Here is a 12,452-nt window from a genome sequence, read left to right as displayed (position 1 = left end):
TGAATCCTCAGTGAATCCTGGCGGGCGTGGGGTTCAGCTGTTTGCGCAGGAAAGGTGCAAGCGGCTTCTCCGCGAAGCGGTTCAGGAGCCATGCGAGGGTGAGCATCGCGGCGACCGTGAGGGTGAACGTCACGGCGGACGGCAGCCCGAGACGCCGGTGCAGCATCTCGATCACCACCCAGCCCAGATGCTCGTGGACCAGGTAGAACGGGTACGTCAGCGCACCGGCGACCGTCAGCCATCCCCAGTTGATCCGGTTCAGCAGCCCGAGCGCTATCGCGCCCACCGCCACGAAGCCGAGGGTCACTATCAGGATGATCGAGCCCGACCCCCGGTACGAGAAGAAGTGAGGGTTCGGTGCATGCCACAGTGCGGCCACCGCGTAGTGCTGACCGATCAGCCAGCTCACGAGGACGATGCCCCACGCGGTCATGTCGCGGTGGTTGAGGTGGAGCAGATACAGGCCGACGCCGCCGATGAAGTACGGCGCGTACTCCGGCATCAGGATGACCTTGAGGGCCGGCTCGCCGGACGCCTGGGTGATCGCGGCAGCGAGCGTCCACACGGCGCAGAACAGCACGACGCGGCGCCGGTTCGCGCCCGGCAGGACGATGCACAGGGCGAACAGCGCGTAGAAGCGGACCTCGGCCCACAGGGTCCAGCAGACGCCGAGGACCCGGTCCACGCCGAGCGGCTGCTGGAGCATCGTCAGATTGAGGAGCGCGTCACTGGGCGAGACCGCCTTGTACGCGACCACGGGCAGCGCGAAGACCGCTGTCACCAGGATCACGGCCGCCCAGTAGGACGGCAGCAGTCGGGACGCGCGGGAGGCGAAGAACGAGCGCAGGGGCTTGCCCCAGCCGCTCATGCAGATCACGAAGCCGCTGATGACGAAGAAGATCTGCACCCCGAGGCAGCCGTAGGCGAACCACTGGTGCAGTGACGGGAACTGGACCTTCGGTGAGGTGCCCCAGGCCTGGGACACCTCACCGTCACGGCCGCCGTAGTGGTACGCGGCGACCATCAGGGCGGCTATGAGTCGCAGGCCGTCCAGGGCTCTCAGCCGCGGTGCGTGCGCGCGGGGGCGTGCGCTCCGCACCGTGGCGTCCGCTCCCGGAGAAAGCTTGGGGAGCGTCGTCTGTGAAGTACTCATCCGAGGGCAGCCCGCTTGAACGAGCGCGCGCGGCGGGCGACCCGGCGCACCGTCGCGTTGCGCGGAATGAACGCGAGCTGAGCCGGGACGGCGCCAGGCAGCGCGAGGGACGTGAGCCGGCGGCGCTTGAAGTAGCGCCACGTGTGGTCGCTCAAGTGCGTCGAGAGGTACCGCTCGGCCGCGGCCCGCAGGTCCGGGTAGATCTTCGGCTGCATCGCGAAGCCGACCGCGCGCACCAGCTGGTTCAGCTCGGCGTTCGCCGTGCCGGACTCCTGCGCGGTCACGGCAGCCTGCTCCGACAGCTCGGGCAGCAGCGCGTCCACGATCGTGACCGGGACGCGGTTGCTGTTCTGGTACGGCGCGAGGCGGTCGAGGAGGGTGCCGGTGCCGATGCGGGCGACCGGGATGCCGTAGAACGCGGACGCGGTCAGCAGCGCCGTCGAGAAGCAGCCGACGACCAGGGCCGGGCGCATCCGCTGGTACAGGACCTCGGCGAGCACGGGCGTGTCGAGGACGGTGAGCTCGGCGCCGAGCTTCTCCGCCTCCGCCTCCAGGGTGCGCGACCAGGTGGCCGGCGCCGTCGGGTGGGGCTTGAAGACGATCCGCGTGTGGCCGAGGGCGACCGCGCCGCGCATCATCCGCACGTGCAGGTCCTCCTCCTCCTGCGCGGTGAGGATGTCGAGCGCGGACAGGTACTGCCCGAGCAGCACGGCCGGTTCGGGCCCGACGTGCGGCAACTCGCCGCTCACGTCGCCCAGTTCGGCCAGCACCTTCACGAAGACGTCCGTCGGCACGACCTCGGGCTCCACGCCGAACTCCGTGAGGAGCAGCGGCTTCAGGTCCGGTACGAGGTCCAGGTGCAGCAGCCGCCGCACGCGGGTGCCGACCAGCGGGTCGATCTTGTTGCGGGTCGGGCCGTAGCTCATCAGGCCGTCCGCGTACACGTCGACGGGGACGCCGGTGAAGATCTGCGCCACGGCCATCGCCGGGTTGACCTGGATCGACTCCACGGCCAGCTCGACGTCGTCGTCGCCCAGGCCCCAGGCGAGACGCAGATGGCGCTCCCACAGCGGTACGTCGTCGGGGCGCGGGGCCCAGCCGCCGGGGTGGAACGGCGCGATGGTCTCGTTCCACGACACGATGTCGTCGAAGCGGCCGCGCAGCCGCTCGAAGCCCGGCATCTCGTCGACGGCGGGCGTCGTCTCCGGGGTCGCCGCGTTGTTGGCGACGAGCAGGATGCGCCGGTCCGCGGGCGCGAAGCAGTCCGCGTCGAGGGCCGCGGCGAGCGTCGCGGTCCCGTACAGCGTGGAGGCGAAGAAGATCTGTGTGGTCACGCGGCAGCCACCCCCGCCGCGGCGGGGCGGCGCCGCAGCCGGCGCAGGCGCGTCGCCCGCTGCACGTCCATCGAGTCGAGCGCGTCGTCGAGTACGTCCTGCGGCATGCGCTTCAGCGCCGCGGAACTCAGTGTCTTCAATTTGCGCGCCACTGCCGGTTCGAACCTTTCGATGGATCCCAGGTGGTGCGAAATAATCGCGCAGTACGTACGGACGGCCTTCGGCAGAAGTTTTTCCGCGTCCTGGTCCTGCGCCGTTTCGGCCACCACCTGATCGAACGCCTTGATGAAATCGAGCTGCCGCACATCGCCGATCTGCGTCAGCGACGAAGCGACACCGCGCCGGTAGAACACGCCGAGAAGTCCCACCGCGGCAAAGGATTTCGCCTCGCGGTGCAGCCGCCAGATCCACGGCCTGTCCTCGGCCGTGCGCAGGCCGTCGGTGAAGTGGAGGAGGCCGGCGTCGGCGAGCCGCCGGTGGTACATGCCGGCCCACGCGTACGCGTAGTCGACGGACGTCGAGCGGTCGGCGGGCAGGATCGCCTCGCGCGGATCCATGACGACACCGCGCCTGCCGGTCGGCACGCGGTGGACGGTGCGGGCCCGCGCGGTGCACTGGACATGGTCCGTACGGACGAAATCGCAGCCCAGGCCTTCGATGGAGGCGAGCAGTCGCTCGTAGTATCCAGGGGCGAGCCAGTCGTCCCCGTCCAGGAATGTCAGGTACTCACCGCGCGACGCGTCGAGTCCGGTGTTGCGCGCGGTGGCCAGGCCTCCGTTCTTTTCGTGTCTGACCAGGACGGCGCCGGGCAGCTCGCGCTCGGCGCGCGCGAGAATGTCCGGGGTCTCGTCCTTCGAACAGTCGTCGACGAGAATGAATTCGAAGTCGTCGCGCGCGTTGGCACGAAGACTTCTGAGGGTGTCGGGCGCGTATTGCTGCACGTTGTAGAACGGCACGATGACGGAGAGCTTGACCACGTGAAGGACGCTAGGCGGCGGCCCGGCATTCGTCTTGACCGATGGTGAGATGTCAGGTGAACGACGCGTGGCGGAATAGTGAACCCGCCTGCTTCCTGGGCACTTCCCGGCCGGATTCGCCATTCGTCGGTGCGCTGTTAACCGTTTGTTGCACTCCGGTTGGGCCGTCGATCGGAATCGCTTCCTAGCTTCTTCGGTGTGCCAGCAAGTACCTCTGAGACCCGACGGGTCGCCGTGCTCGCGGACTCCGACACCCGGTGGAAGTGGGGCGCGCTCACCGCGCGCCGCCTCACCACCGACGAGAGTCCGCTCAACGGATTCCTCCTGCGCGGCCGGGCCACCCCGACACCCCGCCAGCTCGACGAGGTCGGCGTCCGCGCCGACAGCCTCGACGAAGTCACCGCCGTCGAATTCCTGCGCCGTATGGAGCAGGACGCCGACCGGTACGACGTCGTCGTCCTCGCCCTCGTCGGCGGCGCCGTCCAGGCCATGCTCCACGGCCTCGCGCGGGCCTGGCAGGGCCGGGCCAAGCGGCCCGTCGTCGTCACCGGCTACGTGGGAGTCGTCTACGAGAAGCTCGCCGACGGGCTGCTCCTGCGGCACGGCGCCGACCTCGTCCTCGCCAACTCCCGCCACGACGCGGACCGTTTCCGCGCCGTGTACGAAGGTGTGGACACCGATGCCTCCTCGGTGACCGAGTGCGCGCTGCCGTTCCTCGGCGGCACGCCCTACGAGGAGAGGCACGACCCGTACACGGTCGTCTTCGCCGCGCAGCCCTCCGTACCGGACACCCCCGCCGACCGCGCCTACCTGCTCAAGCGGCTCGTCGGACACGCCCGTCTGCACCCCGAGCGCGAGGTACTGCTCAAGCTGCGCAGCAAGCCGGGCGAGCACACCACGCACATCGAAGAGGCGCCCTACCAGAAGCTCGCCCAGCGGATCGACGGCGGACTGCCCGCCAACTGCCGCCTCGTCTACGGGCACATGGGCGAGGTACTCGACCGCACCGACCTCCTGGTCACCGTCAGCTCGACGGCCGCGCTCGAAGCCCTGCACCGGCGCATCCCCACGGCCCTGCTCACGGACCTCGGGGTGCGCGAGGCGCTCGGCAACCACCACTTCACCGGCTCCGGCTGCCTCGCCTCCTGGGACCAGCTCGACGCGGGCCACCTGCCGAAGGCCGACGAGGAGTGGGTGGCACGCCAGGGCGTCGCGGCCGACGGCACGTACGACACCGCCTTCGACACGGCCCGCGCCCGGGTCACCGGCCTGACCGGAGCCGACCGGCTCCCGCCCCTGGCCCCCTACTACAGCCTCACCACCGCCCCCGGCTACCTGCCGCGCATCCTCGCCCGCCACCACCTCGCCCCCGACGGGACGCCGCTGCCCGGCGCACCCGCCGCAGGCAAGGAGCCCGGCCCCGTCCGGCAGATCGTGCGCCGCGCCGCACGTGGCGCCTACCGGCACGGAGTGCAGCGCGTGGCGCCCGTCATCCGGCGGATGGGCGAGCTGTGAACGCCCGTACCCCTCAAGGAGACCTGATGACCAACCCGGAAGCGGGCACAGCGGCACCGGTCCGCCGCGTCCTCGCCGTGATCCCCGCCCGTGGCGGCTCCAAGGGAGTGCCCGCCAAGAACCTCGCCCCGGTCGGCGGCGTGCCCCTCGTGGCCCGCACCGTCCGCGAGTGCCGCGCCACCCGGCTCGTCACGGACGTCGTGGTCTCCACCGACGACGCCGCGATCGCCGCCGTGGCCCGCGAGGCGGGCGCCGAGGTCGTCCTGCGGCCCGCCGCCATCGCCGGCGACAAGTCGAGCTCCGAGGCGGCCGTGCTGCACGCCCTCGACGCCCACGAGGCCCTCCAGGGCGCAGCGGTCGACGTCGTGCTCCTCGTCCAGTGCACCAGCCCCTTCATCGTCCGCGAGGACATCGACGGCGTCGTCAACGCGATCGTCGAGAAGGGCGCCGACACGGCCCTGACCGTCGCTCCCTTCCACGGGTTCGTGTGGCGCGACGCCGATGACGAGCCGGCCGCGCCCGCGGTGGAGCGCGCCTCCGTCGAGGGCGGCACCGACACCCTCGTCGCCCCCGCCGCCACCAGCGGCGGCTACGGCGTCAACCACGACAAGTCCTTCCGCCAGATGCGCCAGGACCGCCCCCAGGACCTCCTGGAGACCGGCGCGGTCTACGCCATGGACGCGAGGGGCTTCCGCGAGGCCGAGCACCGCTTCTTCGGCCGCACGGAACTCGTCCGCACCGACCCCGCGCGGGTCCTGGAGATCGACGACCCGCACGACCTCTCCCGCGCCCGGGCCCTCGCGCCGCTCTTCGACGCGAACAGGCCCGGCTCCCTCCCGACCGCCGAAGACATCGACGCGGTCGTCCTCGACTTCGACGGCACCCAGACCGATGACAAGGTGCTGATCGACTCCGACGGACGGGAGTTCGTCACCGTGCACCGCGGTGACGGCCTCGGCATCGCTGCCCTGCGCAAGTCGGGCGTGCCGCTGCTGATCCTGTCCACGGAACAGAACCCGGTCGTCGCCGCCCGGGCCAGGAAGCTCCAGATCCCGGTCCTGCACGGCATCGACCGCAAGGACCTCGCACTGAAGCAGTGGTGCGAGGAACAGGGCATCGCGCCCGAGCGCGTGCTCTACGTCGGCAACGACGTCAACGACCTCCCGTGCTTCGGCCTTGTCGGCTGGCCCGTGGCGGTCGCGAGCGCCCACGACGTCGTACGAGGCGCCGCGCGCGCGGTCACCACTCTCCCCGGTGGTGACGGCGCGATCCGAGAGATCGCCACCTGGATCCTCGGCCCTTCTCTCGACTCCCTCAACAAGTAAGGAACTCCCCAGTCATGAGCACCAACTCCCGCCTGCGCACGTTCGGTTCGAAGACCGCCGGCCCCGGCCAGCCCGTGTACATCACCGGCGAGATCGGCATCAACCACAACGGCGACCTCGACAACGCCTTCAAGCTGATCGACGTGGCCGCCGAGGCCGGCTGTGACGCCGTCAAGTTCCAGAAGCGCACCCCCGAGATCTGCACCCCGCGTGACCAGTGGGACATCGAGCGCGACACCCCCTGGGGTCGCATGACGTACATCGACTACCGCCACCGCGTCGAGTTCGGCGAGGACGAGTACCGCCAGATCGACGAGCACTGCAAGAAGCGCGGCATCGACTGGTTCGCCTCCCCGTGGGACACCGAGGCCGTCGCCTTCCTGGAGAAGTTCGACATCCCGGCCCACAAGGTCGCCTCCGCGTCGCTCACCGACGACGAGCTGCTCCGCGCCCTGCGCGCCACCGGCCGCACGGTCATCCTCTCCACCGGTATGTCGACGCCGAAGCAGATCCGTCACGCGGTCGAGGTCCTCGGCTCGGACAACATCCTCATGTGCCACGCCACGTCGACCTACCCGGCGCAGGCGGAGGAGCTCAACCTCCGGGTCATCAACACCCTCCAGGCCGAGTACCCGAACGTCCCGATCGGCTACTCCGGCCACGAGACCGGCCTGCAGACCACGCTCGCCGCCGTCGCCCTCGGCGCCACCTTCGTCGAGCGTCACATCACCCTCGACCGCGCCATGTGGGGCTCCGACCAGGCCGCCTCCGTCGAGCCGCAGGGCCTCACCCGCCTCGTGCGCGACATCCGCACCATCGAGGCGTCCCTCGGTGACGGCGTCAAGAAGGTCTACGAGTCGGAGCTCGGCCCGATGAAGAAGCTCCGCCGCGTCGCGGGCGTCGTCGCCGAGTCGGAGATCGCCGTCGCCGCGGGCGAGCCGGTCGGCGTCTGACCGTCCGACGTCCGCCCGTGTGGGCCGGCGCCCAGCCGGGCGCCGGCCCACGGGCCCCAACCCCCCACAGGTCCCTCGGAGGGCCCATGTCGCCCATGTCAGCAGCACGCTCCGGACGCCGCTCCGGAACCCTGTGTTTCGTGGAGAGCCCCGTCCAGCTCCTCAACGTCCTGGAATGGGCGCATCGCGCCGAGAGCACCGACAAGACGGACCGGATCACCCTGGTCGTTCTGTCGCCCACGGACCCCATGACCCGCGGCCAGCTGCGCCGCATGGCCGAACTCGCCCGCGACGAGGGCCACATCGTCCGCTGGGAAGAGGCGCGTGGCGGCGCCACCGCGCCCTTCCACACCATCGGCGGACTCGCGGGCGCGCTGCGCAAGGCCGCCCGCATCGTCATCGGCGACCCGTTCTCCCGCTACGTGCAGCTCCTGCTGACGATCACCCGGGCCCCCGAACTCGTCGTCGTCGACGACGGCACCGCGACCATGGAGTTCGTCTCCCAGCTCGCCCGCGGTGAGCGCCTCGTGCGCTGGCACCGCCGCGGCGGCCGCCCCGGACCGCGCGACGTCGTCTTCGCGCCCGTGTCCGCCGCCGCCCGCCGCCGCCTCACCCCCGACGGCACCCGCCGCACCGTCGAGGTCTTCTCGGCCATGCCGATCGACTCCGTCCCCGACGGTGTCCGCGTCACCCGCAACGACTTCACCTGGACCCGCGCCCGCTTCGGCCCGCCCCGCATGACGAAGGGCGCCGACCTCGTCGGCACGTCCCTCGTCGAGACCGGCGTCGTCGACCCGGACCGCTACCTGGAGGCCGTCCGCGCCCTCGCCCGCGCCCACGGCGCGACCCGCTACTTCGCCCACCGCCGCGAGAGCTCGGACAAGCTGCACCGCCTCGCGGTGGAGACCGGCCTGGAGATCGTCCGCCCCGACCTCCCCCTCGAACTGATCGCCCGCCGCGGCCCCATCGGCCGTACGATCCTCAGCTTCCCCTCGACGGTCGTCCACACCCTGCCCCTGGCCCTCGTCGGCACCGAGGTCCGCGTCGCCGTCTGCGACATCGACCCCGCCTGGCTGACGGAGAACGCCTCACCGCGCGCCCAGGGCTTCCTCTCCGGCGTCACCGGCACCGCACGCGACGTACACCGCCTCGCCTCGGTCGCCCCGGCCGTCTGACCGCCGGGCCCCGCGGGCCCGCTCTTGGCCAGACCTTGGTGATCGCGTAGCAATCCGAAGGGCAACCCCACGGGGTGCCGGCAGGTCAAACCCACCGCACCCCCCACTCCGCACACAGCGCCCAGAGGAATCCGTGACGCACCCCCGACACCGCCTCTCCAAGAGACGCCGCTACGTCGCCATGTCCGCCGCAGGCGTGGCACTGGCCGCCACCGGAGCGATCGTCGCCCAGTCGGCGACAGCCACCACGCTGCCCGCGGCCAAGACGTACACCGGCCGCGCCTTCGACACCTGCACGGCCCCTTCCCTCTCCGCCATGAAGGCATGGAAGACCGGCTTCTACGGCGCCGCCGCCGTCTACGTCGGCGGCAAGAACCGCGGCTGCGCCCAGCCCAACCTCACCGCGTCCTGGGTGAAGTCGGTCAGCGCATCCGGCTGGAAGCTGATCCCGCTCTACGTGGGGGCCCAGCCGCCATGCCAGTCCGGCGCGAACCCCGAGAAGATGACCGCGTCCACCGCCGCCTCGCTCGGCGCGAAGGACGGCGCCGACGCCGTCACCAAGGCCGCCGCCCTCGGCATGAAGGCCGGATCCCCGCTCTACCTGGACATGGAGTCGTACGACACGACGAACACGTCCTGCAACAACGCGGTCCTCACCTATGTCCGCGCCTGGGACAAGGCCGTGCACGCCAAGAGCTACCGGACCGGCTTCTACGGCTTCCGCAGCTCCAGCGCGAAGGCCGTCGCCACGACGACGAACCGCACGGACATGCCGGACATCCTCTGGTACGCGCTCTGGGACAAGGTCAACACGACCACTACGGACTGGCCCTTCGCCTCCACTCTGTGGACCGGCCACCGCCGCGCCCACCAGTACATGGTGAACAGCAAGGAGTCGCGCGGCGGTTACACGATCACGGTGGACCGGGACGCGTGGGACGCGCCGGTGGCGATCGTCGGCTGACCGCCGAGATCACGTGGGCGGGGGTGCGCCCGGGAGCAGACGCTGCCCGGGCCGCTCGCCCTCGACCTGGCCGGTGCCAGGGAGGGCCGGGCCGTGTCCACCTCCCGGGGCTGCCTCGGAGGTGGGCACGTCCGAGTTCATCGGGCCCGCGAAGGGCGAGGCGGCGGGTGGCGGAGGGGCCGAAGACAACTCGGCGCGAAAGAGACGTCCTACCCACTTCGCGTGAAGTGCATGCGCACTCCGGCCGCATTTCTTACCCCAATTCGGTTGAACTTTTGTTGATCGTGGGGCGGCTGACCCCCGCCCCGGCCTACCCTTCAAAGGGTGAACCAACTGATGTCCCGAGAGTCCGAGGCCGGTCAGCCCGGGGAAGTGGTCCCCTCCGGAGCGCTCCCCGGCACGCTGTCCGAAGAGCTCCGTGCCGAACTGGTTGCCTTCCGCCGCGACTTGCACATGCACCCCGAGCTCGGCAACCAGGAGTTCCGCACGACGGCGGCGATCAGGGCCCGCCTGGAGAAGGCCGGGCTCACTCCACGCATTCTGGACATCGGCACGGGACTCGTCTGCGACATCGGCACGGCGGAAGGGGAGTGGCGGGGCGGGCCCCCCATGCTCGCCCTGCGCGCCGACATCGACGCGCTTCCCATCCCGGACACCAAGGCGAGCTGCGCCTACCGGTCCACCGTGCCCGGCCGCGCCCACGCCTGCGGCCATGACGTGCACACGACGGTCGTGCTCGGCGCGGGCCTGGTCCTCGCCGAGCTGCACCGCCAGGGCCGGCTCCCGCACCCCGTACGCCTGATCTTCCAGCCCGCCGAGGAGGTGCTGCCCGGCGGCGCCCCCGACGCCATCGAGTCGGGCGTGCTCGAAGGCGTCGGGTCGATCATCGGCGTGCACTGCGACCCGAAGGTCGACGCGGGCCGGATCGGGCTGCGGCACGGCGCGATCACCTCGGCCTGCGACCGTCTCGAGGTCGCGCTCGACGGGCCCGGCGGGCACACCGCGCGCCCCCACCTCACCACCGACCTCGTGACCGCCGCCGCGAAGGTGGCCACCGAGGTCCCCGCGCTCGTCGCCCGCCGCATCGACGCCCGTTCGGGCCTCGCCGTGACCTGGGGACGTATCGAAACCGGCCACGCGTGCAACGTCATCCCGCAGCACGCCGAGCTGTCCGGCACCGTCCGCTGCCTCGACCTCGAAGCGTGGCGGCAGGCGCCCGACCTGGTGCACGGCGCGATCCAGGAGGTCGCCGACCTCTACCGCGCCAAGTCGGAGATCAACTACATCCGCGGGGTGCCGCCCGTGGTCAACGACCCGGAGGTCACCGACCTCCTGACCGCCGCGATGACGCTGCGCCGCGGCGCCCACTCCGTCGAGGACACCCAGCAGAGCCTGGGCGGCGAGGACTTCTCCTGGTATCTGGAGCACGTCCCCGGCGCCATGGCCCGCCTCGGGGTGCGCACCCCCGGCGAGCGCGGCGGACGCGACCTGCACCAGGGCGACTTCGACGCCGACGAGTCGGCGATCACCGTCGGGGTGGAGCTGTTCACCGCGGCGGCGCTGATGGACGGGGCCGCACGGGAGCAGGGGGCGTAAATCGGTGCGGGGAAAGGGTCGGTGTGGGCGGCACGTAACCCACCCGACCCACCCCCGTAACGCCCCGTAGACCGGACCGCCGGGCGTCGTTCGCGTCAATCCGATAACGGCTGCGGAACGGCCCTTTATCTGACATCTACGCGCGTTACGATCCGTCCGAAAACCAGCGCCGGGAGCCCGGCGCTCAGGTCAGGTCGAAGGAGCCTCCCTTGCGCCGGGTAGCCAAAATCTCTGCTGCGTGCATAGCCACCGCGGCACTCGCTCTCACCGCCACCGCATGTGGCGGCACTTCCTCGGACAACGAGTCCTCGGGCTCCTCGTCGGACTCCGGCAAGAAGGGCGGGGTCAAGATCGGCCTCGCCTTCGACGTCGGCGGCCGTGGCGACCACTCCTTCAACGACTCCGCCGCGCGCGGTGCCGACAAGGCCAAGAAGGAGTTCGGCGGTGACCTCAAGGAGCTGACCGCCAAGACCTCCGACACCGAGGCCGACCGCGAGCAGCGCCTGTCCGACCTGGCCGACGCCGGCTACAACCCCATCATCGGGGTCGGCTACGCGTACGCCACCTCGATGACCAAGGTCTCCGCGAAGTACCCGAAGACCACCTTCGGCATCGTCGACTCCGTGGTGAACGCCAAGAACACCGACTCCATCGTCTTCACCGAGGAGCAGGGCTCCTACCTGGCCGGCGTCGCCGCCGCGCTGAAGACGAAGAAGGACCACGTCGGCTTCATCGGCGGTGTCGACGTCCCGCTGATCAAGAAGTTCGAGGCGGGCTACGTCCAGGGCGTCAAGGCCACCAACCCGAAGATCAAGGTCGACGTCCAGTACCTGAGCCACGGTTCGGACACCTCCGGCTTCGCCTCCCCGGACAAGGGCAAGGAAGCCGCCCAGGGCATGCTCGACAAGGGCGCCGACGTCGTCTACTCGGCGGCCGGCTCCTCCGGCAACGGTGCCATCGAGGCCGTCTCCGGCACGAAGGGCGCCTGGGCGATCGGCGTCGACTCGGACCAGTACAACATCCCGGGTCTGGCCAAGTACAAGTCCTCGATCCTGACTTCGGTCGTCAAGAACGTCGACATCGGCGTCTACGACCTGATCAAGTCGGTCAAGGACGGTTCGCCGAAGACCGGCACCAACACCTACGCCCTGAAGGACGGCGGCGTCTCGCTCGCCACCTCCGGCGGCTACATCGACGACATCCAGGCCAAGCTGGACGCCGCCAAGGAGCAGATCGCGAGCGGCAAGGTCAAGGTCAAGACCACCCCGTGACCTGAGGCCCCTGAGGGCCCGGCTCGGCGGGGGGAGTGGCGAAAGCTTCCCCTCGCCGGGCCATAACAATGTGTCAACTCTACGCGTGTAGCTATGGGTTGGCGTATTACCGTCGCCGACGCGCCCCCGCGCGGCTCCGCGCGACCGTTCACCCCTTCCGTACGTACGTCCTGTCCCCCGAGGAGAGTG

The 12,452-nt window shown here is 70.5% G+C and carries 10 protein-coding genes; 7 read left to right on the top strand and 3 right to left on the bottom strand.

Annotated elements, in window-relative coordinates; all coding sequences use genetic code 11:
* Positions 1-7 precede the first annotated feature (7 nt).
* Genes CG723_RS19415 through CG723_RS19405 form a run of 3 tightly spaced genes read right to left on the bottom strand, consistent with a single transcriptional unit; the run spans position 8 to position 3,464 of the window.
* Positions 8-1,153 (bottom strand): acyltransferase family protein, encoded by a 1,146-nt coding sequence (locus tag CG723_RS19415; protein ID WP_100594737.1) that lies wholly within the window; start codon positions 1,151-1,153, stop codon positions 8-10.
* Positions 1,150-2,487, bottom strand: coding sequence for a polysialyltransferase family glycosyltransferase (locus CG723_RS19410; RefSeq protein WP_100594736.1), 1,338 nt, complete (start codon positions 2,485-2,487; stop codon positions 1,150-1,152). Before CG723_RS19410 ends, CG723_RS19415 begins: the two co-directional genes overlap by 4 nt.
* Positions 2,484-3,464: a glycosyltransferase family 2 protein gene (locus tag CG723_RS19405; RefSeq protein ID WP_100594735.1), complete on the bottom strand. Its 981-nt coding sequence runs from the start codon at positions 3,462-3,464 to the stop codon at positions 2,484-2,486. Before CG723_RS19405 ends, CG723_RS19410 begins: the two co-directional genes overlap by 4 nt.
* Before the next feature lie 198 nt (positions 3,465-3,662).
* Between CG723_RS19405 and CG723_RS19400 the strand changes: the two genes are divergently transcribed.
* The 7 genes from CG723_RS19400 (at position 3,663) to CG723_RS19370 (ending at position 12,263) form a co-directional block, all read left to right on the top strand.
* The gene (locus CG723_RS19400; RefSeq protein WP_100594734.1) at positions 3,663-4,979 is read left to right on the top strand and encodes a DUF6716 putative glycosyltransferase; all 1,317 of its coding nucleotides are present in this window, start codon (positions 3,663-3,665) and stop codon (positions 4,977-4,979) included.
* 26 nt (positions 4,980-5,005) lie between these two features.
* Positions 5,006-6,304, top strand: coding sequence for an N-acylneuraminate cytidylyltransferase (locus CG723_RS19395; RefSeq protein WP_100594733.1), 1,299 nt, complete (start codon positions 5,006-5,008; stop codon positions 6,302-6,304).
* 14 nt (positions 6,305-6,318) lie between these two features.
* Entirely contained in the window at positions 6,319-7,257 is a 939-nt protein-coding gene (locus CG723_RS19390) for an N-acetylneuraminate synthase family protein (RefSeq protein ID WP_100594732.1), read from the top strand.
* Between the two features lie 86 nt (positions 7,258-7,343).
* Complete coding sequence (locus CG723_RS19385) at positions 7,344-8,432, top strand: hypothetical protein (protein ID WP_100594731.1); 1,089 nt, start codon at positions 7,344-7,346, stop codon at positions 8,430-8,432.
* Positions 8,433-8,613: 181 nt separating this feature from the next.
* Positions 8,614-9,396: a glycoside hydrolase domain-containing protein gene (locus tag CG723_RS19380; protein WP_100594947.1), complete on the top strand. Its 783-nt coding sequence runs from the start codon at positions 8,614-8,616 to the stop codon at positions 9,394-9,396.
* Positions 9,397-9,732: 336 nt separating this feature from the next.
* Positions 9,733-10,992, top strand: coding sequence for an amidohydrolase (locus CG723_RS19375; RefSeq protein ID WP_100594730.1), 1,260 nt, complete (start codon positions 9,733-9,735; stop codon positions 10,990-10,992).
* A 209-nt stretch (positions 10,993-11,201) separates the two neighbouring features.
* Positions 11,202-12,263: a BMP family lipoprotein gene (locus CG723_RS19370; protein WP_100594729.1), complete on the top strand. Its 1,062-nt coding sequence runs from the start codon at positions 11,202-11,204 to the stop codon at positions 12,261-12,263.
* The last annotated feature ends 189 nt before the right edge of the window (positions 12,264-12,452 follow it).

It is taken from the genome of Streptomyces sp. CB01635 (assembly GCF_002803065.1).
Classification (GTDB): Bacteria; Actinomycetota; Actinomycetes; order Streptomycetales; family Streptomycetaceae; genus Streptomyces.
Note: the sequence above shows the minus strand (reverse complement) of the source record. Positions and strands in the feature narration are given on the sequence as shown.